The following is a 20,390-nucleotide window of genomic DNA, read 5'->3' as shown; positions in this document are numbered from 1 at the left end:
GCTTAGATCATTTCCTCGCCGCCCTTGCCACCGAGCACGATTTCTCCGGCTTCGGCCATACGGCGGGCGATGGTGAGGATTTCCTTCTGCGCGGTTTCCACGTCGCTGACGCGCACCGGGCCTTTGGCCTCGAGGTCGTCGCGCAACAGTTCGGCCGCACGTTTGGACATGTTCTTGAAGATCTTTTCCTTGACGCTTTCGTCCGAACCCTTGAGGGCCAGTACCAGCACGTCGGAGGACACTTCGCGCAACAGCGCCTGGATGCCACGGTCGTCGACGTCGGCCAGGTTGTTGAACACGAACATGAGGTCTTCGATCTGACCGGACAGGTCTTCGTCGACTTCGCGAATCGAATCCATGAGCTGGCCTTCGATCGAGCTGTCGAGGAAGTTCATGATGTCCGCCGCCCGCTTGATGCCACCCAGGGTGGTGCGCGAGGCATTGGAGTTGCCGGAGAACTGCTTCTCGAGGATCTGGTTCAATTCTTTCAGCGCGGCCGGCTGCACGGTGTTCAGCGACGAGACGCGCAGGATGATGTCCAGGCGCACCTTGTGGTCGAAGTTGCCCAGCACTTCACCGGCCTGATCCGGATCGAGGTACGCCACCACGATCGCCTGGATCTGCGGGTGTTCGTAACGGATCACGTCGGCAACGGCACGCGGCTCCATCCATTTCAGGCTGTCGAGGCCACTGGTGTTGCCACCGAGCAGGATGCGGTCGATCAGGCCGTTGGCCTTGTCTTCACCCAGGGCCTGAGTCAGCATTTTGCGCACATAGTCGTCGGAGCCGACGCCCAGGCTGGTCTGGTCGCCGACGATGTCGACGAACTCGCTCATCACCTGCTCGACCTGCTCACGGTGGACGTTGCCCATCTGGGCCATGGCCACACCGACCCGCTGAACTTCTTTGGGCCCCATGTGGCGCAGCACTTGGGCGGCATCGGTCGAACCCAGGGACAGCAGCAGAATCGCGGCTTTATCGACCCGGGACAATTTGGCGACGGCGGCTCGGTTATCACTCATCTGCGTTAATCCACTCTTTCACGACCTGGGCCACACGACCCGGGTCTTCTGCCACCAGACTCTTGATTGCGTTCAACTGTGCGTCATAGCCTTCGCTCGGGCTCGGCAGCAGGATGCTGGTCGGGCCGCCGAGGCTGACGCGGTCGTTGGACAGTTCGCCATCCAGGCCGCCCATGCCACCGAGTTCGACGTCACCACCCAGGCCAGCCAGGTCTTTGCCCTTGCCGCCGTTGGTGATGTTGTTGAGCACCGGACGCAGCACGCCGAACACCAGCACCAGGATGAACAGCACACCCAGCACTTGCTTGACGATGTCCCAGAACCACGGCTGGGAGTAGAACGGAATGTCGGCAACCACTTCACCGCGCTCGGCGGAGAACGGCATGTTGATCACGCTGACGCTGTCGCCACGGCTGGCATCGAAGCCGACGGCGTCCTGCACCAGACGGGTGAAGCGCGCCAATTCGTCGGCGCTCCACGGCGCGCGGGTGGTTTCACCGTTGGCCGGGTTGATCTTGACCTGATCGTCCACCACCACCGACACCGACAGGCGATTCAGGCGCCCCTGCTGCTGCTTGGTGTGGCTGATGGAACGGTCGAGCTCGAAGTTCTTGGTGGATTGTTGACGCTTGTCCGCCGGATACGGGGCGAGCATCGGCTGGCCGGTGGCCGGGTCCATGATCTGCTGGCCGTTGGCGTCAACCAGTGGCTGGCCCGGCTGCACCATGCCGGCAGCGGCTTGCGCACCACCGGTGGTCTGCGGCGCTGAGGCCGGCGACGGCGGCTGGTTGCTCAGGGCACCCGGCACGCCTTGCGGGCCATTGCTGGCGGTACGCTGTTCGTTGACCGACTGTTCGCTGCGCAGCGCCGGCTGATCCGGGTTGAACTGCTCGGCAGTCGATTCGACGGCATTGAAATCGATGTCCGCCGAGACTTCAGCCTTGTAGCGGTCGTTGCCCAGTACCGGTTGCAGAATGTTGTGTACACGCTGGGTGAGCATGCTTTCCATGCGGCGGCTGTAATCGAACTGCTTGCCGGCCATGGTCATTTCAGAGTTTTCCGCCTGATCCGAGAGCAGGTTGCCCTTTTGGTCGACGACGGTGATCTGCGATTTGCTCAGCTCGGGAACGGAAGTCGCCACCAGATTGATGATGGCGACGACCTGACCCGGCTCCAGCGAGCGGCCGGAGTACAGCTCGACCAGAACCGAAGCACTTGGCTTGCGTTCGTCACGCACGAATACCGAGCTCTTCGGAATCGCCAGGTGAACCCGCGCGCCCTTGACGTTGTTCAGGCTGGAAATGGTGCGGGCCAGTTCGCCTTCGAGGCCGCGACGATAACGGGTCGCTTCCATGAACTGGCTGGTGCCCAGACCCTGTTCCTTGTCGAGGATTTCAAAACCGATATTGCCATCGCTGGGAGTGACACCAGCGGCCGCGAGCTTGAGCCGCGCACGGGACAGGTCATCGGCCTTGACCAGCAAGGCGCCGGAGTTCGGTTCGACGGTGTAGGGAATGTCGGCGGAGGCCAGGGTGTCCATGACCTGTTTGGCGTCCATGCCGGCAAGGCTGCCGTACAACGGACGGTAATCCGGCTGCTGCGACCACAGCACCACGGCAAAGCCAATCGCCACGCTCGCAGCCAGGCCGACCAACAGGCCCACCTGACGCAGCATGGTCATCTGGGAGAGGTTTTCCAGGAAGGACAGGCCGAACAACGGCGGTTTGCCGTCTATCGGGGTGGCCTTGGCCGGAACGTTATCGGCGACTGCTTCTGCCATGACTCAATCTCGTCCTTAAACCGGCATCTGCATGATGTCTTGATAAGCCTGAACCAGTTTGTTGCGCACCTGGGTCAGAGCCTGGAACGACACGCTGGCTTTTTGCGACGCGATCATCACGTCCGTCAAATCGACGCCGCTCTTGCCGATTTCGAAGGCATTGGCCAGCTGGGTCGACGCCTGCTGGGTATCGCTGACTTTGTTGATGGCCTGACCGAGCATGTCGGAAAAGCTGCTGCCCGCCATTTCAGGGACAGCGGCAGTCGATTGCGGCTTCGACATGGCGTCCATTTTCATGGCCTTCATGTCCATCATCAATCGATTAAATTCAATACCTTGGCTCATGGTCTACTCTCTTGGGCGGCCCGCAATTTTTTGACACTCACTCAGCGGGTACACAGGTATTAGCAACAACGGTGCCAGCTCGCCGACAGCGTTTTGAGAAAACGTTTGCGCCATCACTCAAGTGGCGAACAGATACCCTTCGACATCCATGCCCGCATCACGCATCTGTGCCAGTTTGTAGCGCAGGGTGCGGGGGCTGATGCCGAGCTTTTCCGCCGCTTCCTTGCGCCGGCCACGCTCGGCACGCAGGGTATCGATAATCATCTGGAACTCACGACGACGCAGGTCATCACCCAAAGCGCCGGCCGAATCGCTTTCAACCTCGACCTCTCGCACAGCGTGTGGCACCGCTGTCGCTACAGGCAGCGGCGCGAACGTCACAGGCCCGGCGAGACAGAAATCCTGCGGCTGAATCAAACCGCCCTGCTGCAGAATCAACGCGCGCTGGATCGCGTTATCCAGCTCCCGCACGTTGCCCGGCCACGGATAAGCCGTCAGACAGGCCTGCGCCTCGACCGACAGTCTGGCGGCCGCATGCTTCATTTTATTGACGTGTTTGGCCAGCAGGCGCTCGGCCAGTGGCAGGATATCGGCGGTACGCTCGCGCAGCGGGCGCCAGGCCAGCGGAAACACCGAGAGCCGGTAGAACAGGTCTTCGCGGAAACGCCCCGCCGCCACCTCCCCGGCCAGATCGCGGTTGGTGGTCGCGACCACGCGGATGTCGAGGGTGATCGGCTTGCGCGCACCGACCCGCTCCACTTCACGCTCCTGCAACACCCGCAGCAACTTGGCTTGCAGGCCCAGGGGCATTTCGGAAATTTCGTCGAGCAGAATGGTGCCGCCGTCGGCCTGTTCGAATTTGCCGGCCTGGGCCGCGATGGCGCCGGTGAACGAGCCCTTCTCGTGACCGAACAGGGTCGCCTCGAGCATGTTGTCCGGAATCGCCGCGCAATTGATCGCAATGAATGGCTGATTGGCGCGGTGGGATTGCTGATGGATGTAGCGCGCCAGCACTTCCTTGCCGGTGCCGGATTCGCCGGAAATCAGCACGGTCGAATCGCTGCGCGCCACTCGCGCCGCCAGATCCAGCAACTGGGCGCTGGCCGGCTCGACCGCCACCGGCCCTTCGACATCACTGCCGCCGACACTGCCCAGCGCGTGGCGCGCCACCAGATCCAGCAAGGCCTTGGGCTCGAACGGCTTGACCAGATAGTCCGCCGCGCCCTGGCGCATGGCGTCGACGGCACGCTCGACCGCGCCGTGAGCCGTCATCAGCAGCACCGGCAATTGCGGTTGACGGGCGCGCAGCAGACCCAGCAACTGATGACCGTCCATGCCCGGCATGTTGACGTCGCTGACCACCAGACTGAACGCCTCGCGCTCGACCGCCTTCAAGGCCTCCTCGGCCGAACCCACCGCGTGGTAATCGTGGCCGGCAAGCAGCAGCGTATCGGCCAGCGCCTCACGCAGCGCGCGGTCGTCCTCGACCAGCAGAACCTTGATGCCCATGTCCTTCACTCAGCTCCCTGTGCAGCGGAAAACAGCGGCAGGATCACCTGCGCGCACGTGCCGCGCCCGACCCGCGAGCGCAACTGCAATTCTCCCTGATGCGCCCGCGCCACAGCCTTGACCACGGTCAGGCCCAGGCCGGTGCCGGTGACCTTGGTGGTAAAAAACGGTTCGCCCAGACGCGCCAGCACCACCGGATCGATGCCGCTGCCGCTGTCACTGACAGACAGGCGCAAGGTGTTGTCACGAGTATAGAAATGCACTTTCAAACGAATATCACCGCCACTGGCCTGGATCGCGTTTTCAATCAGGTTGAGCACGGCGCCGACCAGGGTGTCGCGATTGCACAGCAACTCACCGGTATGGCTGTCGCACTGCCAGCGGATCGGCAGGTCCTGCACATGGGTCAGCGCAGCGGCCTGCAAGGACTGCATCAGGGCATTGGGCGTGATGCGATCAGTCAGCGGCAACTCGCCGCGCGCAAATACCAGCATGTCGCGCACCTGATGCTCCAGCTCGTGCAGGCGCTCCTTGAGGCGCCCGGCGAAACGCTGCTGGGTGGCGACCGGCAATTCCTGCTCAGTCAAATGACTGGCGTAGAGCAAGGCGGCGGACAACGGGGTACGAATCTGATGGGCCAGCGAAGCGACCATACGCCCCAGGGATGACAGACGCTCGTGGCGCGCCAGTTGATCCTGCAGGTGGCGGGTTTCAGTCAGGTCGTTGAGCAAGACCAATTGCCCGGGTTCGGCATCCAGCGAACGGGTGGCAATCGACAGGCGTCGACCGTTCTTCAGGGAAATCTCATGGCCGTCGTCTTCGCGCGGCGCGAAGCAGCGGGCAATCACCTGACGCCACAACTCGCCTTCCAGCGGCGGGCCCAGCAGTTCGATGGCCGCCGGATTGGCTTCACGCACAATGCCGTGCCCGTCGATGACAATGACGCCACCGGGCAACAGATCGAGAAGGTTTTGCAGACGGTTGGCCAGCCGCTCTTTTTCCGCCAGCTCCTGCATGCGCTGGGCGCTGACCACCGCCAGCTCGCCCTTGAGCTCGGTGACCCGCGCTTCGAGCATGCTGTAGGAATCGGTCAACTGGCTGGACATCTGATTGAACAGGGCGAACGCCTGCTCAAGCCCCTGACGGCTCGCCTGCTCAACGGACGGCAGTTGCCCCGAAGAATCGGCAACAGAAGACATCTGGGAGGCTTGGGGCATTGTGCTCACTCGCTTGGCTGACCGTCAGTGAAACGGAACGTTGCGAGGGACGTAGCAATACCCGTGCCTAAAAAAAACCGCTTATAAATGAAGCGGTTGAAAAACAGGCGTCAATCATCCGCCTGTTCATCACCTTCGCGCCGGCTCATGCCGTACTTGCGCATCTTCTCCACCAGCGTGGTGCGACGGATACGCAGGCGTTCAGCGGCGCGCGCCACAATACCGTTGGCGTCGTCCAGCGCCTGCTGAATCAGGCCCTGCTCCAGACCACCGAGGTAGTCCTTCAGGTCCAGGCCTTCCGGCGGCAGCATGGCGTTGACCGTGAAGTCCGGAGTATGACCGTTGATCGCCACACGCTCTTCGAGATCGCTGCGCAGGCTGTCGACCATTTGCTCGTCTTCGTCGTCGACGTAGCGGAATTTCTTCGGCAACTCGACCACGCCGATCACCCCGTACGGGTGCATGATCGCCATGCGCTCCACCAGGTTGGCCAGTTCGCGGACGTTGCCCGGCCAGCCGTGACGGCACAGGGACATGATCGCGGCGGAGTTGAAACGGATCGAACCGCGCTTCTCGTGCTCCATGCGCGAGATCAGCTCGTTCATCAGCAGCGGAATGTCCTCGACCCGCTCACGCAGCGGCGCCATCTCGATCGGGAACACGTTCAGGCGATAGTAGAGATCTTCGCGGAAGGTGCCGATCTCGATCATGCTTTCGAGATTCTTGTGGGTCGCAGCGATGATGCGCACATCGACGCTCTGGGTCTTGTTGCTGCCCACGCGTTCGAAGGTGCGCTCTTGCAACACGCGCAGCAGCTTGACCTGCATCGGCAGCGGCATGTCGCCGATTTCGTCAAGGAACAGCGTACCGCCGTTGGCCAGCTCGAAACGCCCGGCACGGCTGGTGATCGCACCGGTGAAGGCACCCTTCTCGTGACCGAACAATTCGCTTTCCAGCAACTCGGCCGGAATCGCGCCACAGTTGACCGGCACGAACGGCGCATCGCGGCGCTTGGAATGGTAATGCAGGTTGCGCGCGACCACTTCCTTGCCGGTCCCGGACTCGCCAAGGATCAGCACGCTGGCGTCGGTGTCGGCCACTTGCTGCATCATCTGGCGCACGTGCTGGATCGCCCGGCTGGTGCCGACGAGGCTGCGGAACAGATTGGGTTCGCGATGCCGGCCGCGCTCGCGGGCCTGGTCGTACATCTCGCGGTAGACCTGGGCACGGTGCAGGGAGTCGAGCAGCTTGCTGTAGCTCGGCGGCATTTCGAGGGTCGAAAGCACCCGGCGGCGCTGGTCTTCAGGCAAGTCGACGGAAGAATTATCGCCCATCAGCAAAACCGGAAGGAACTCATCCCAGGTTGAGAGTGTCTTTAACAAGCCCAGAAGCGCACCCGGAGCATTGACCGTCCCGATCAGCACACAAATGACTTCACGACTTGACGACAAAGAGCCGACAGCCTGCTGCCAGTCATGGCTACCGCAGGGTAAATTTTCTTCACCGAGAAAATTTAAAATCACCGCCAGATCGCGGCGGCGGACGCTATCGTCATCGATCAGCAGAATTTTGGTTTCACGCCACATGCAATAGCAACTTCCCTAGTCAACTCAATGCCCGAAATGAGTGGGCAAGCGAGACGCTTGCAGGACACCTTGTGCCTGTAGACGCCTTCAATCTGAAAACAGCCACTAGTTAAGTCAAAAAACCGTGCACAGTCAAATTTATGGCGCACATGCCTGGATTAACTGGGGGTTAATTAACCAAACAGATGGTAAACCTTTGCCGCATTCTTCGCTTGAGTGATCTGCGACATCTCGTCGACTATCGCCTGGCGCTCGCCCATGGCCACTTCCAGCAACTCCTTGTAGACGTGCAGCAACTCCTCGAGATTACCGCGCAACGCCTCTTCATCCAGCGACGCTTCACTCAAGACGTCTTCCATGCAGGAACGGCAATCCAGGTCCAATTGACCGATGGCCTCCCAGTTGCGTTCGGCCAGCGCGCTGACCAGCGCCATGCGGGTATCTTCGATTCGCTGCAATACGGCACTCATGACAACCTCCTTAAAACTGAGGAGCAGGCACAGGCGCGATGGCGTCCCAGCCCTCTTTCACCGTGCTCAGCAGGCCGGCAACCTCGTCGAGAACGCGAGGGTCGCTGCTGATATTCGCCTCGGCCAGACGCTTCATCATGTAGATATAGAGGCCGTCCAGATCCCCCAGCGTATCGGCGGAATTCTCCAGATCCAGACCTTCGCGCAGGCCACTGACAATGCCGATGGCCTTGCTGATCGCCGTGCATTTGCCCGGAATATCCTTGCGCTCGATGGCACCCTTGGCCTGAGCGATACGGTCCAGGCCGCCTTCCATCAGCATCTGCACCAAGCGGTGGGGACTCGCTTCGGACGTCTGCGCCTGCGCGCCGACTTTCTGGTATTGCCGAAGGGCCAACATCGGATTCATGTTCTACCTCATTTGCCACAATGACTCGTATAGCCAGTGTATCGCCTGCGAGCCTGGAAACTTTAGATGAAAAGACAAAAACCCGGCGCGCGCCTGAAAGCGCAGCCGGGTTTTTGTCGTTCCTGCATGTTACTTCGCGGATTGCTGGGCGTTCAGCGAAGAGAAGAACGACGTGATGTTGCTCGCCGTTGCCTTCATTTGCCCGACCAGCAAGTCCATGGCGTTGTACTTCGCCGTCAGGGTCTTGGTCAGGTTGGCCACACGCAGATCCAGCGCCAATTGCTGATTGGTGATGTTCTTCGTGTTGTTGTTCAGGATCGTCAGGCGCTGATCCAGCAAGCCACCGGTAGCGGTGCTGCCGGTTGGCGCCTTGAGGTACGGATCCACTGCCTTGCTCATCCGCGCCAGCAGACCGTTGGTGTCATCGGTGCCGGTGAACAGCTGCTGAACCTGACCGGTCATGCCCGGCTGGGCCATGGTCTTGGTGAATGCGGCGGTGTCGAACTTCAGGTTACCGGTATCACGGTCGGTCAGAACACCCAACTGCGACAGCACGGCCAATGGTCCGCCGGCACCGGTAGCGGTCAATTGACCACGGATATCGGCAATCAGCGAACGCGGCAGCGCATCGCCAGTGAACGCCGCCTGAACGGTCAGCTTGCCATCTTCGTCCGGCGTTGCCTTGGACAAGGTGTCAACAGTGCTCTTGAGCGTGTTGTAGGCATCGACAAACGCCTGAATCGATGTCTGCAAGCCCTTGGTGTTGGCATCAACGCTGACAATCGCCGGCGTTGGCGGCGTGCCAGGGCTGGCAGCGACCAGGTTCATGGTCAGACCACTGATTGCACCGGTCACAGTATTGCTCTTGCTGGTCACGGCCAGGCCATCGATGGTCAGCGACGCATCCTTGGCCAGCGCACTGACTGCACCGGAGGCGCCAGGCGCCGGGTTGGTGGCCATCACCTGGGTACCGTCGATTTCCAGACCGGCAATACCGCTGACCGTCATGTCGGAACCCGCACCCGTCTTGCTCGAGTTGATCACCAGGCGCGAGGCGCCAGTGGCGTCGGTCACGATGTTGGCGGAAATGCCGTTGGCGCCCTGAGCCGTGTTGATGGCATCACGGGTGCTCTGCAACGTCGCATTGGCCGGAATCGTGACATTGTAATCAGTGCCATTCTGACTGATTTTCAGAGTACCACTCGGAATGGCACTGGTAGCACCGCCGGCAAAGGATGCGCTGGCAATTTTCGAGCCGGTGGCCAGTTGACTCACAACCACACTGTAGCTGCCCGACACTGCGGTGTTATCGGAGGTCGCGGTCAGGATCGACGGCGTGCCCGAAGTCGCCGTGAAACCGGCAAACGCAGGGTTGGTCTTGCTGCTCAGGTTGGTCATCGCCGTCTGGAATGCGGTCAGCGCACTCTTCAGCGTGCCGATACCGGAGATCTTCAGCGTATTGGTTTTTGTCTGGGAATCGATCTGCGTCTGTTTCGGCGACTTGTCAGCGTTGACCAGCGCAGTAACGATTGCACCGATGTCCAGGCCGGAACCCAGGCCCGTACCCGGTAAAATTGGACTTGCCATGTGCCTCTCCCTTCAAATTGCTGCCAGTCTTTTGACCCTTCCAGGCGTCATGCGGAATGACAAACACTATTCATGCCAGCTATCAGACCTTGGCGTCGAACAACACATGACTCGCATTGGCGAGACTGTCTGCCAGTTTGAGAGCTTCAGCGGAGGGGATCTGTCGTACGACCTCGCCCGTCTCGCTGGCGATCACCTTGACGATGACCTTGCCGGAATGCTCGTCGATCGAGAACTCCAGGTTGCGCTTGATCGACTGGACGAATTTTTCGATCTCTTGCACCGCCAGCTTCAATTTCGCCTCATCCGTATCCTGATGCTTTTCTGCAGCCGAAGCATCGGTGGTACTGGTGACTTTAGGCGTCTCTGACGGCTTTTCAACAACAGGGGTTGCTGGCTTGGGAGCCGGATAAGACACGTTAAGCTTTACGCTCATGTCCATGTCCATCACCTCCTAACGTGAAAAAGCGAGAGAGCACGACAAGCGCACTCCCCCGCCAAAACTCATTCCGAAATTACTGAAGCAGCTTCAGTACAGCGGAAGGCAGTTGGTTGGCTTGAGCCAGAACGGAGGTCGAAGCCTGTTGCAGGGTTTGCTGCTTGGTCAGGTTAGCAGTCTCTGCGGCGAAGTCGGTATCTTGTACGCGACCTTGTGCAGCAGTGGTGTTTTCAGTGATGTTCTGCAGGTTGGAGATGGTGCTGGTCAGACGGTTTTGCGAAGCACCCAGAGCGGCGCGGGTGGCGTTGATGTTCGCAATTGCAGCGTCGATCGCGGTGATCGCGTTGTCGATGTTCGAAGCGGCGGCTGCGGAAGTAGCACCGGTCAGAACAACAGTACCGCTACCTACCGACAGGCTTGCAGCGTCGAACTTGCCGCTCAGTACCAGGTCGATGTGGTTAGCCGAACCGGTGTTTGCGCCCACTTGCAGGGTCACAGTACCAGCCGAACCGTCCAGCAGGTTTTTGCCGTTCAGGTTGGTAGCAGCCGAGATACGGGTGATTTCGTCAGACATCTGAGCGAATTCAGCGTTGGTTGCGGTCTGGTCAGCAGTGCCGTTGGTGCCGTTACGTGCTTTAACAGCCAGTTCACGCATACGCTGCAGGATGTCGGTCGAAGCTTGCAGAGCGCCTTCAGCGGTCTGAGCAACGGAGATACCGTCGTTGGCGTTCTGGATCGCCTGGGTGTTACCACGGATCTGCGAAGACATACGGGTAGCGATTTGCAGGCCAGCGGCGTCGTCTTTAGCGCTGTTGATTTTCAGGCCGGAAGACAGGCGCTGCATCGAAGTCGACAGAGCGTCAGAAGCGCGGTTCAGGTTTTTCTGAACGTTCAACGACGTGGTGTTGGTGTTTACTGTTAAAGCCATGACGAATTCCTCGTTGGTTGGGTACTGCGGCTTCCGGCCCTGGCAACCGCCGGGTATGGCCTAGAGAACCTTCGTAATAGTTATCGTCGGGTTTGCAGGTTGCTTGAGGGCTTTTTTGAAAAAATTTGCCATCAACCTGCCACCCCCTAGAAAACAAAGACTTAGCAGCACTTTCCCTTCAATAAAATGACGTCAAAAAGCGCACACGGCGCAAACCTGCGCGCCAAAGCGCTCGGGCATTTTCAGCCCGGCGCCCGCTCCAGCAAATCGATCAACTCATACTCCATGAAGTCGGCCAGCCCGAGCCAGTCCTGGCGCTCCTGGCAATCGAGCATTTGCGTAAGCACCTGCGCCCATGACTGCCGGACTTCGGCAGACGCGGACACCAGCCACTGCTGCGCCCCCTCGAAGACCTCGACCATGGTCAACGCCGCCTCGACATCCCGTCCCAGCCGAAACAGCCCGGCGCACTGCCGGCATTCGTCGACACACTTGCGCAGCGCACTCATCGCACGAACTCCTGATTGAACGTAGTCCCGGCAATCTGCGCGCCCGCGCGACTGCTGTTGAGGAACTGCACCTGCGGCTGGGTGGCGATATAGCGCTCCAGCACACACAAATAGCCGCGGAAGTTGAGTTGCGTACTGACCCGCTCACCGAACCCGTCACGCACCCAGTGCCGCGCCTGATTCACCGACGGCCCCAGATCACCGTCGTTCCAGCCGGCGTGGGTCTTGTTCATCGGAAACGCGAAGTCGGCGCCAAACAGAGTGATCCGCCCTGCGCCCATCTTCACCGCCAGATCCACCGCCGGGTGAATCACGCTGCCACCCACATGCAGCAAGGCCCGTGGATGCCGTTCACGCAGGCCGGCGTACACCGGGCTGGCCGAATAGCCGCCATAGCGCTTGCCCTTCCAGGCTTTCAACACCTGCGGATCGCTCATCGGCAGATACACCAGCGGGATGCCGTCGGAGTCTTCCCAGGGCAAATGGCGAAAGCTGATGCGCTGATCGATGCTTACCACGAAGTCAGGCACGATCCCGTGCTCGCGCAGCGGCCGATAAGCGGTGTCGACGCAAATGAACAGCGGACGCTGCGCCTGGCCACGCACTGCCGCCAGGCGCTCGAAATGCCCCTCAAGGGTCGGTCCGGTGCCGATCACATAGATTTCCCGACCCGCACAGGTGCCAAACAAGGTCGCCACGTCATCGTCAGCCAGCAACACCGGCAAGCACTCCTGCAAGCGCTGCTGGATGAAGGGCGATTGCGGGTCGAACTCGCGGTTGTTGAAGCTCAGGTGCACTTCACTGACCAGGCGATCACGGATCTTCGCGTTGAAGTCATCCGCCAGCAGCATTTCGGCAGGCAAGGCAAAGAACGGCGTGCAGATGTCCGCCAGATCGCCGGCATACAACAGCTCCACCCGAGGGTCTTGCAGCCAATGACGCTGGTCGAGCAATTGCAGCACGAGACTGAACAGCGCGCCGTTGAGGATATGCACATACAAGCGCTCGAGTCCGGCGCGCTCCAGCAATACCGTCGGCAAATCGCCAAGGCCGGTGCCGTAGACATGCAGTTGCGGCTTGTCCGCCGGCAGGCTCGCCGCCTGGACCCGCGCTTCGTGAACACGATCATGGCGACTGGTGAGCTGAATCCCGGCAATGCTCAGCGTCGAACCCAGCCCCTGAGTCAGTTCCGCGTCGATCGCCGTGCTGTCTTCACCCAGCAGACGGGCGAGCAGGCGCGGCCAGCGGCGCTCGATGACCTCGGCGTTGGATTGGAAAAACTCGCTCATGACGCCTCGCGCTCCCTTCAGGCAAAAAAATAGCGTTCAAGGTTAGCCTTGAACGCTATTTTTGTATCGACTGTTTTTACCGACTCACGGGCGATAGATGATCGCCGAGCCCCACGACAGACCGACCCCGAAACCACTGATCGCAATGCGCTGCCATTGGGAATCGAGAGCGTGTTTCTCCAGCAGCAGCGGAATGCTCGACGACACGGTGTTGCCGGTCTCGACCATGTCCTTGATGAACTTCTCCGGCTCTCCCTCGAAACGCCGCGCCACGGCGTCGACAATCGCCGCACTGCCCTGGTGGATGCAGAACGCATCGATGTCATCGGCCTTGAGGGCGGAATCGTCGAGCAATTCGTGCAAATGCGCCGGAACCTTGAGCAACGCGAAGTTGAACACCTGGCGCCCGTTCATGAAGAACACGCCGTCGGTGACTTTCAGGTGCGGTGCGCCGGAGCCGTCGGTGCCAAACTTGGCCTTGCCCAGCGCCCAGGTCGGATCTTCACCCATCCAGGTCGCAGTGGCGGCATCGCCGAACAGCATGGTGGTGTTGCGATCTTCCGGGTCAACGATCTTCGAGTACGGGTCGGCGGTGATCAGCAGGCCGTTCTTCAGACCGGCGGCTTCCATGAAACCCTTGATCGCGTAGATGCCGTAAACGTAGCCGGAGCAGCCCAGGGAGATGTCGAACGCAGCAACGTGGGTCGGCAGACCGAGCTTGTCCTGAACGATCGCCGCCGTGTGCGGCAGGCCTTCTTCATCACCGTTCTGGGTGACGACGATCAGCGCATCGATGGATTCACGTTTCAGCTCAGGATTGCTGGCAAACAGCGCATTGGCCGCTTCAACGCACAGATCGGAAGTTTCCTGGTCCGCATCCTTGCGGGGCAGGAAGGCCGAACCGATCTTGCCGAGGATGAATTCTTCATCCTTCTCGAATTTTGCACCTTGTGCGTAATTGTCCACGCCGGCTACAGGAACGTAGCTCGCAATGCTTTTTATGCCAATCATTACGGCTTCCCAATAATAAACAGCCCAATACCACCGCTCGCAAGGATTCGAGGGGCGCCGACAAACAGAAAACGGCCGCCACAACGGGCAGCCACGGGGAGCGCAGAGGGCTATCACTGAAACCGATAACGGGTCAGGCGCCATCTCCCCGGTCATTACAATACAGTGAAGATGCGCGTTATGACTCGCAGGTCACGCCATTTTGCCGAATCGGTTGCAGATCGGGTTATTCGACCAACGACCAGTCCAGCGGCGTGCCACGTTTGATCGGCGCGCGCGCGCGGCGGCCGAGGACGGCATCGGTGTGCTTGGGCGGCAGACCGAGGCCGGGACGGATGGCGCGCAGGTTGGCCGCCGTGAAGGGTTCACCGGCAGCCATGTCGGCGGTGACGTACAGCGACCGACGGTACACCAGCGACTTGCGCTCGGCCTCCGTCACCCCGTAATGCACCTGGCCCATGGCCTGCCAGGCGCGTTCGGTTTCCAGCACCAGGCTGGCAAGTTCCGCCGGCTCCAGGGAGAAACTGGCGTCGACCCCGCCGGCAGCGCGATCAAGGGTAAAGTGCTTTTCCACCACGGTCGCCCCGAGCGCCACGGCCGCCACCGAGACACCGACGCCCATCGAGTGATCCGACAGCCCCACTTCGCACCCGAACAGCTCGCGCAGATGCGGGATCGTGCGCACGTTGCTGTTGACCGGGGTTGCCGGGTAGGTGCTGGTGCATTTGAGCAGCACCAGATCCTTGCACCCGGCCTCACGGGCGGCGCGCACGGTTTCATCGAGCTCGGCGATGCTCGCCATGCCGGTGGAGATGATGAGCGGCTTGCCCGTGGCGGCCACGCGGCGGATCAGCGGCAGGTCGGTGTTTTCGAAACTGGCGATCTTGTAGGCCGGCACGTCGAGGCTTTCGAGAAAATCCACTGCCGAATCATCGAACGGCGTCGAGAACGCGAGCATCCCCAAGGCTTTGGCCCGGGCGAAAATCGGCGCGTGCCACTCCCATGGGGTATGGGCCTTTTCATACAGATCGTACAAAGACGTGCCGGCCCACAGGCTGTTCGGGTCCTTGATGAAGAACTCGCCCTCGGCCAGATCCAGGGTCATGGTCTCGGCGGTGTAGGTTTGCAGCTTCAAGGCGTGCGCCCCGGCCTTCGCCGCTGCATCGACAATCTGCAGCGCCACGTCCAGCGACTGGTTATGGTTGCCGCTCATCTCGGCAATGATGAACGGCGGTGCGTCGGCACCGATCAGACGGTCGCCAATCCTGAAACTGCTCATGGGCGGTGTTCCTTCAAAACCTTGATGAACGCGCAGGCAGCCTGGCTGAACCCGGCGTCGTGAAATACAGTCAGCGAGGGCCGATTGGCCGGCAGCACCTGCGCGGTGATTGCCGTGAGGGACGGCCAGTGCGCGCTGACGAACGCCTCGCCCCGCGCCAGCAGCGCCCTGCCCCAGCCGAGGCCGAAGCGGCCTTCGAACAGATACAGCGAGACTTCGGCCTCGAAACCGCGCAGGTCGTAGCGCAAGACGCCCACCGGGCCGTCGTCGGCCTCGGCGATCAGCAACAGACGCTGGGGATTGCTCAGACTCGCGGTCAGCCAGTTCAGGTGCGCCGGCCATTCGATCACCCCGGTCTCCAGCGACCAGCGCCGCACCGCCTCGGCATTGCGACCGTCGAACAGCAACGGCGCGTCGTCCAGCGTCGCCACACGCAAGGTGAGGACCGCGCCAGCCAGTGCCGCCGCCACCCGCTGCGCCCCGCGTCCGTCGACCAGTTGCCGCGAGCGCTCGGCCAGGCTCTGGCGCAGGTAAAAATTCTCGGCAACAAAACCGATGGCATCACGCAGTTGCTCGACGCTGACCTGCTCCCGTGCGCCCATGAACACATGCGCACCCGCCGCCGCCATCACTTCGCCGTTGGCCTGCTGGTTGTTCGACACCGCGACGCAGATCGTCGGCAACCCCATCGCCGCGCGCTCCCAACTGGTGCCGCCGCCCGCGCCAATGAACAGATCGGCCTCGGTCATGCGTTGATAAAAGTCACTGACAAAACTGTGCAGGCGCCAGTTCGGCCGCGTCTCGGCCAGGGCCTGCATCTGTGCCCACGCCGGGTTGTCGGCGCCAGCAACGAAGTCCACTTCCAGTTCGGGAAAGTTCGCCAGCGCAAGCATCGCGTGGTGCGTCTGCCGCGCCGCGTCGAAACCGCCGAAGTTCACCAGCACCCGCCGCGCGACCGGCTTGATCGCGATGGCCGGGCAATTGAACTCGTCGCGCAGCATCGCGTAACGCGGGCCGAGCAGCGTCCGGCAATTCTCGGGCAGCAGCGGCGCATAGTTTTCGCTGAGACCCGACAGATTCTGGTTAAGCAACAGATCGACGCTGTAGCGACGGGTCGCCAGATCATCCACGGCGGCAATCCGCAGCGCCCAGCGGCGCGCGGCGGTCTGCCAGTGATGATCGAGGCCGTAATGATCGACGATGATCCAGTCGAAATCGGCCTGGCCGTCGAGCAGCGCGGCCAGGGCGTCGATGTCCGCCTGCCACGGCAGCATCGACTCGATGGCTTGCTGTGGGTCCTCACCGGGATAGCGATCCGGCAACGCGAAGGTTGCGAAGCCCTCGGCCTGCAAGGCCTCCAGCCGATGCCCCGGCAAGCGACGACAGGCAAACGCTACGTGACTGCCCTGGGCGCGCAGCACCCTGGCCAGGGTCAGGCAGCGGGCAATGTGACCGCTGCCGATGGTCGGCGACGCGTCGGCGCGAATCAGCACTCTCATTGCAGTTCTCCGCCGGCCTTGAGCGCGGCGTAAAGGTATTCGGCGCGCGTCCAGTCTTCGGCGGTGTCGATGTCCTGTACCAGATGCCGGGGCAGGATCACCGGCAGGCTGGCCGGCGAATAGAGCACCTCGCCGCGCAGCCACGCCTCGCGCCGGCCCCAATAGAACTGGCCGGCATCCTGGAAGGCCTCGGGCAAATCCTGGGAACGGGTGTCGCGAAATTGCGGATACAGCGCGGTCAGGGCGCCCTGCCCGTCGAGAGTCAGCGCGCGCTGCACCGGAAAGCCAAAACCCGTTACCGAAAAGGCGAACGACTTGTCCGCATGCTGTTCCAGCAACTCAAACCCCTCACGCAGATACCGTGCCTGCAACAGCGGCGCCGTGGCGTACACGCAGCAGGCGTAATCGAAGGCCGGCAGTTGCTGCAAGGCATGCACGATCACGGCCGCCGTGCCGGTGAAATCATCGGCCAGTTGCGCCGGACGCAGGAACGGCACGTCGGCGCCATGCGCCCGAGACACGTCGGCGATTTCCTCGTCATCGGTGCTGACCACCACCTGATCGAACAACCGCGAATCCAGTGCCGTGCGGATCGAGCGGACAATCATCGGCACCCCATCGAACGGCTTGAGGTTCTTGCGCGGGATGCGTTTGCTGCCACCGCGCGCCGGGATGATCGCCACGTTGCTCAAGAGCGTTTTTCCAGAAGAAACCAGGTGATGTCGTCGACCGGGAACTGCGGATCGCGGTGATAACCGAAGCCGTAGTCCAGCAGTTGCAGGTCGGGATAGCGATCGAGCATTTCACCGGCAAAATCGCGCTTGAACAGCTTGCCGCTGTTGCCGCGATAAGACACTTCCACCGGCGCCGGGTTGTAGTACTCAGCGATCAGGATGTAGCGCTGGCTCAGCTCGTACAGCTGCGCATAGGCGGCCGGTAACAGTTCCGGCGCCAGGTGAATCAGCACGCCTTTGCTGAGGGTCAGGTCGTAGCGGCGCTCGCGAGGAAAGTCGAACAGCGAACCGTGCCAGATCTGCGCAATGTCCAGTGCTTGCGCCTGGGCGCAGGCACTGGCGTTGATCTCGACGCCGAACAACGCGCATCGCGGCAGCAACTGACGCAGCGCCTGCAAATTGTTGCCGGCGTTGGTGCCCAGCTCGACCAGACTCTCGATGCGGCCGGCGCGGGTCAGCGCCTTGGCGAACAACGCCAGATTGGCCGCCACCAGCGGCTGGCCGACGTTGCGTTCGACGTACTGGTTACCGAACTCGCCCTGCCAGAATTTTTCCTGCTCACTCAGGTCACGCATTGCAGATTCCCATTCGTCGCCACAGGCAATTTATTCGGTCAGACGACGCAGTTGCTCCACCACATGATCCTGTTGCGCATCGCTCAACAGCGGAAACATCGGCAGGCTGATCGCTTCGGTGTAATAACGTTCGGCCTCGGGAAAGTCCCCTTCGGCAAAACCCAGGTCACGATAGTACGGCTGCAAGTGCAGCGGAATATAGTGCAGGTTCACGCCGATACCGGCCGCGCGCAAGCCTTCGAACACCTGACGGTGGCTGAGGCCGATGCGCTCGTTCTGCAAGCGAATCACGTACAGGTGCCAGGCGGATTCGGCCTCAGGCTGCGCGCTCGGCAATGTCACCGGCAGGTACGCCAGCAACCGGTTGTAGCGCGCCGCCAGTTCACGACGCCGGGCGATGAAAGCATCCAGTTTGTCGAGCTGCGACAAACCCAGCGCGGCTTGCAGATCGGTGATCCGGTAATTGAAGCCCAGCTCGATCTGCTGGTAGTACCACGGGCCGTGGCTGGGTTCGGTCATCTGTTGCGGATCACGGGTCATGCCGTGGCTGCGCAGGCGTTGCAGGCGCTCGGCCAGTTCCGGGCGATTGGTCAGCACCATGCCGCCTTCGGCACTGGTGATGATCTTCACCGGGTGGAAACTGAACACGGTCATCGCGGCGAATTCACCGCACCCGACCGGGCGCCCCGCATAGGACGCACCGACTGCGTGGGACGCGTCTTCGATCACCGTGAAGTTGTAGCGCTCGGCCAGTTCGGCAATGCGCCGCATGTCGCAGCTCTGCCCGGAGAACGCCACCGCCACCAACACTTTGGGCAGTGTCCCGGTTTGCTCGGCGCGGTCGAGTTTGCCGGCCAGCACCTCGGCATCGAGGTTCCAGGTCAGCGGATCGATGTCCACGAAGTCGACATCGGCGCCGCAATAACGCCCGCAGTTGGCCGAGGCGAGAAAGGTGTTCGGCGTCGTCCACAAATAGTCGCCCGGCCCCAGCCCCGCCGCCACGCAGGCAATGTGCAGCGCCGCCGTGGCGTTGCACACCGCCACGGCGAAATCCGCCTGGCACCGTTCGGCCACCGCTTGCTCGAAGCGTTCGATGGTCGGCCCCTGGGTCAGCCAGTCCGATTGCAACACCTCGACCACCGCGTCGATATCGGCCTGATCGACGCTCTGCCGGCCGTAGGGAATCATGCCGACAGCTTCGCGTGCAGGTCGGCGATCTGGCCCACCGAGAGGAAATGCGGGTTGGTGTCGGAGCGGTATTCGAAGTCCTCGCCTACCGGCCGGCCGTGCTCGCCGAGACGGTCCACGGCAAAATCCACGTCGACGCTGGTGAAACGGATCGACGGCTGGATGGTGTAGTGATCGGCGAATTCCAGGGTCATCCGCGCGTCATCCAGCGGCACCATCAGCTCGTGCAGCTTTTCTCCCGGACGGATGCCGACGTTTTTGTGCGGCAGATGCTCGGCCATGCCCCGCGCCAGATCGACGATGCGGATCGACGGGATCTTCGGCACGAACACTTCGCCGCCGTGCATCCGCGCGAAGCTGTCGAGAACGAACTGCACGCCGTGGTCGAGGGTGATCCAGAACCGGGTCATGCGCTCGTCGGTGATCGGCAGCTCAGTGGCGCCATCGGCGATCAGCTTGCTGAAGAACGGCACCACCGAACCGCGCGAACCGGCAACGTTGCCGTAGCGCACCACGGCGAATCGCGTCTGTTGCTCACCAGCGATGTTGTTGGCGGCGACGAACAATTTGTCCGACAGCAACTTGGTCGCGCCGTACAGGTTGATCGGGCTCGCGGCCTTGTCGGTGGACAGCGCCACGACTTGCTTCACGCCGTTGTCGATGGCAGCGGCGATGATGTTTTCCGCGCCGTTGACGTTGGTGCGGATGCATTCGGTCGGGTTGTATTCCGCCGCCGGCACCTGCTTCAACGCGGCGGCATGCACCACGTAGTCGATGCCGCGCATGGCCTGGCGCAGACGATCGGCGTCGCGCACGTCACCGAGGAAGTACCGCATGCACGGCGCGTTGAACGTCTGCTGCATTTCGTACTGCTTGAGTTCATCGCGGGAGAACACCACCACCCGCTTGGGCTGGTATTGCTCAAGCAGGCGGCGGATGAAGTTGCGACCGAACGAGCCGGTGCCACCGGAGATGAAGATCGATTTACCGTTGAACATGTCTTGAATCCTGTTC

General features: G+C 61.5%; 20 protein-coding genes. All 20 read right to left on the bottom strand.

Translation table 11 applies throughout. From position 1 onward, the window contains the following. Positions 1–2 precede the first annotated feature (2 nt). Positions 3–1,022, bottom strand: a complete 1,020-nt coding sequence (fliG, locus tag N8H74_RS20570; RefSeq protein WP_065260773.1) for a flagellar motor switch protein FliG — start codon at positions 1,020–1,022, stop codon at positions 3–5. Continuing rightward, on the bottom strand, positions 1,015–2,802 hold the full coding sequence (gene fliF / locus N8H74_RS20565; protein WP_217832208.1) for a flagellar basal-body MS-ring/collar protein FliF: 1,788 nt from the start codon (positions 2,800–2,802) through the stop codon (positions 1,015–1,017). The genes fliG and fliF overlap by 8 nt, the downstream gene beginning before the upstream one ends. A 15-nt stretch (positions 2,803–2,817) precedes the next feature. Continuing rightward, positions 2,818–3,147 carry a flagellar hook-basal body complex protein FliE gene (fliE, locus tag N8H74_RS20560; RefSeq protein WP_217832209.1) on the bottom strand — a complete coding sequence of 110 codons (330 nt, stop codon included), beginning with the start codon at positions 3,145–3,147 and terminating at the stop codon, positions 2,818–2,820. Between the two features lie 117 nt (positions 3,148–3,264). Further along, positions 3,265–4,656 carry a sigma-54 dependent transcriptional regulator gene (locus tag N8H74_RS20555; protein WP_262149856.1) on the bottom strand — a complete coding sequence of 464 codons (1,392 nt, stop codon included), beginning with the start codon at positions 4,654–4,656 and terminating at the stop codon, positions 3,265–3,267. 5 nt (positions 4,657–4,661) lie between these two features. Continuing rightward, positions 4,662–5,855 (bottom strand): ATP-binding protein, encoded by a 1,194-nt coding sequence (locus N8H74_RS20550; protein WP_262150031.1) that lies wholly within the window; start codon positions 5,853–5,855, stop codon positions 4,662–4,664. Between the two features lie 128 nt (positions 5,856–5,983). After that, positions 5,984–7,459, bottom strand: a complete 1,476-nt coding sequence (locus N8H74_RS20545) for a sigma-54 dependent transcriptional regulator (protein WP_217832211.1) — start codon at positions 7,457–7,459, stop codon at positions 5,984–5,986. Positions 7,460–7,632: 173 nt separating this feature from the next. Continuing rightward, positions 7,633–7,929 (bottom strand): flagellar protein FliT, encoded by a 297-nt coding sequence (locus tag N8H74_RS20540; protein WP_217832212.1) that lies wholly within the window; start codon positions 7,927–7,929, stop codon positions 7,633–7,635. Positions 7,930–7,939: 10 nt separating this feature from the next. Further along, complete coding sequence (gene fliS / locus N8H74_RS20535) at positions 7,940–8,338, bottom strand: flagellar export chaperone FliS (RefSeq protein ID WP_217832213.1); 399 nt, start codon at positions 8,336–8,338, stop codon at positions 7,940–7,942. Between the two features lie 129 nt (positions 8,339–8,467). Beyond that, positions 8,468–9,925, bottom strand: a complete 1,458-nt coding sequence (fliD, locus tag N8H74_RS20530) for a flagellar filament capping protein FliD (RefSeq protein ID WP_217832214.1) — start codon at positions 9,923–9,925, stop codon at positions 8,468–8,470. Positions 9,926–10,007: 82 nt separating this feature from the next. Next, the gene (locus N8H74_RS20525) at positions 10,008–10,367 is read right to left on the bottom strand and encodes a flagellar protein FlaG (RefSeq protein WP_217832215.1); all 360 of its coding nucleotides are present in this window, start codon (positions 10,365–10,367) and stop codon (positions 10,008–10,010) included. Between the two features lie 73 nt (positions 10,368–10,440). After that, complete coding sequence (locus N8H74_RS20520) at positions 10,441–11,292, bottom strand: flagellin domain-containing protein (RefSeq protein ID WP_011333041.1); 852 nt, start codon at positions 11,290–11,292, stop codon at positions 10,441–10,443. A gap of 242 nt (positions 11,293–11,534) precedes the next feature. After that, a complete protein-coding gene (locus N8H74_RS20515; RefSeq protein ID WP_217832216.1) occupies positions 11,535–11,801 on the bottom strand; it encodes a hypothetical protein in 267 nt (88 codons plus the stop codon). Then, positions 11,798–13,090 carry a 6-hydroxymethylpterin diphosphokinase MptE-like protein gene (locus tag N8H74_RS20510; protein ID WP_262149849.1) on the bottom strand — a complete coding sequence of 431 codons (1,293 nt, stop codon included), beginning with the start codon at positions 13,088–13,090 and terminating at the stop codon, positions 11,798–11,800. Before N8H74_RS20510 ends, N8H74_RS20515 begins: the two co-directional genes overlap by 4 nt. 84 nt (positions 13,091–13,174) lie before the next feature. Continuing rightward, positions 13,175–14,101, bottom strand: a complete 927-nt coding sequence (locus tag N8H74_RS20505) for a ketoacyl-ACP synthase III (RefSeq protein ID WP_217832218.1) — start codon at positions 14,099–14,101, stop codon at positions 13,175–13,177. A gap of 226 nt (positions 14,102–14,327) precedes the next feature. Continuing rightward, on the bottom strand, positions 14,328–15,380 hold the full coding sequence (pseI, locus tag N8H74_RS20500) for a pseudaminic acid synthase (RefSeq protein ID WP_217832219.1): 1,053 nt from the start codon (positions 15,378–15,380) through the stop codon (positions 14,328–14,330). Then, complete coding sequence (gene pseG, locus N8H74_RS20495) at positions 15,377–16,879, bottom strand: UDP-2,4-diacetamido-2,4,6-trideoxy-beta-L-altropyranose hydrolase (RefSeq protein WP_262149846.1); 1,503 nt, start codon at positions 16,877–16,879, stop codon at positions 15,377–15,379. The genes pseI and pseG overlap by 4 nt, the downstream gene beginning before the upstream one ends. Then, complete coding sequence (gene pseF, locus N8H74_RS20490) at positions 16,876–17,571, bottom strand: pseudaminic acid cytidylyltransferase (protein ID WP_262149844.1); 696 nt, start codon at positions 17,569–17,571, stop codon at positions 16,876–16,878. Before pseF ends, pseG begins: the two co-directional genes overlap by 4 nt. Continuing rightward, positions 17,568–18,188 (bottom strand): pseudaminic acid biosynthesis-associated methylase, encoded by a 621-nt coding sequence (locus N8H74_RS20485; RefSeq protein ID WP_217832222.1) that lies wholly within the window; start codon positions 18,186–18,188, stop codon positions 17,568–17,570. Before N8H74_RS20485 ends, pseF begins: the two co-directional genes overlap by 4 nt. A gap of 30 nt (positions 18,189–18,218) precedes the next feature. After that, the gene (gene pseC, locus N8H74_RS20480) at positions 18,219–19,376 is read right to left on the bottom strand and encodes a UDP-4-amino-4,6-dideoxy-N-acetyl-beta-L-altrosamine transaminase (protein WP_262149841.1); all 1,158 of its coding nucleotides are present in this window, start codon (positions 19,374–19,376) and stop codon (positions 18,219–18,221) included. Then, positions 19,373–20,374 (bottom strand): UDP-N-acetylglucosamine 4,6-dehydratase (inverting), encoded by a 1,002-nt coding sequence (gene pseB, locus N8H74_RS20475; RefSeq protein WP_262149840.1) that lies wholly within the window; start codon positions 20,372–20,374, stop codon positions 19,373–19,375. Before pseB ends, pseC begins: the two co-directional genes overlap by 4 nt. Between the last annotated feature and the right edge of the window lie 16 nt (positions 20,375–20,390).

Origin of the sequence: Pseudomonas sp. B2M1-30, assembly GCF_025447575.1 — a bacterium.
GTDB lineage: Bacteria > Pseudomonadota > Gammaproteobacteria > Pseudomonadales > Pseudomonadaceae > Aquipseudomonas > Aquipseudomonas botevensis.
Note: the sequence above shows the minus strand (reverse complement) of the source record. Positions and strands in the feature narration are given on the sequence as shown.

Bases quoted from the DNA above. Each gene is read 5' to 3' on its own strand.
- fliF (WP_217832208.1), bottom strand. From the start codon at position 2,802: ATGGCAGAAGCAGTCGCCGATAACGTTCCGGCCAAGGCCACCCCGATA.
- fliD (WP_217832214.1), bottom strand. From the start codon at position 9,925: ATGGCAAGTCCAATTTTACCGGGTACGGGCCTGGGTTCCGGCCTGGAC.
- N8H74_RS20485 (WP_217832222.1), bottom strand. From the start codon at position 18,188: ATGCGTGACCTGAGTGAGCAGGAAAAATTCTGGCAGGGCGAGTTCGGT.
- pseB (WP_262149840.1), bottom strand. From the start codon at position 20,374: ATGTTCAACGGTAAATCGATCTTCATCTCCGGTGGCACCGGCTCGTTC.
- N8H74_RS20520 (WP_011333041.1), bottom strand. From the start codon at position 11,292: ATGGCTTTAACAGTAAACACCAACACCACGTCGTTGAACGTTCAGAAA.
- pseG (WP_262149846.1), bottom strand. From the start codon at position 16,879: ATGAGAGTGCTGATTCGCGCCGACGCGTCGCCGACCATCGGCAGCGGT.
- fliG (WP_065260773.1), bottom strand. From the start codon at position 1,022: ATGAGTGATAACCGAGCCGCCGTCGCCAAATTGTCCCGGGTCGATAAA.
- N8H74_RS20540 (WP_217832212.1), bottom strand. From the start codon at position 7,929: ATGAGTGCCGTATTGCAGCGAATCGAAGATACCCGCATGGCGCTGGTC.
- fliS (WP_217832213.1), bottom strand. From the start codon at position 8,338: ATGAATCCGATGTTGGCCCTTCGGCAATACCAGAAAGTCGGCGCGCAG.
- fliE (WP_217832209.1), bottom strand. From the start codon at position 3,147: ATGAGCCAAGGTATTGAATTTAATCGATTGATGATGGACATGAAGGCC.
- pseI (WP_217832219.1), bottom strand. From the start codon at position 15,380: ATGAGCAGTTTCAGGATTGGCGACCGTCTGATCGGTGCCGACGCACCG.
- pseC (WP_262149841.1), bottom strand. From the start codon at position 19,376: ATGATTCCCTACGGCCGGCAGAGCGTCGATCAGGCCGATATCGACGCG.
- N8H74_RS20545 (WP_217832211.1), bottom strand. From the start codon at position 7,459: ATGTGGCGTGAAACCAAAATTCTGCTGATCGATGACGATAGCGTCCGC.
- N8H74_RS20550 (WP_262150031.1), bottom strand. From the start codon at position 5,855: ATGTCTTCTGTTGCCGATTCTTCGGGGCAACTGCCGTCCGTTGAGCAG.
- N8H74_RS20505 (WP_217832218.1), bottom strand. From the start codon at position 14,101: ATGATTGGCATAAAAAGCATTGCGAGCTACGTTCCTGTAGCCGGCGTG.
- N8H74_RS20525 (WP_217832215.1), bottom strand. From the start codon at position 10,367: ATGGACATGAGCGTAAAGCTTAACGTGTCTTATCCGGCTCCCAAGCCA.
- N8H74_RS20515 (WP_217832216.1), bottom strand. From the start codon at position 11,801: ATGAGTGCGCTGCGCAAGTGTGTCGACGAATGCCGGCAGTGCGCCGGG.
- N8H74_RS20555 (WP_262149856.1), bottom strand. From the start codon at position 4,656: ATGGGCATCAAGGTTCTGCTGGTCGAGGACGACCGCGCGCTGCGTGAG.
- N8H74_RS20510 (WP_262149849.1), bottom strand. From the start codon at position 13,090: ATGAGCGAGTTTTTCCAATCCAACGCCGAGGTCATCGAGCGCCGCTGG.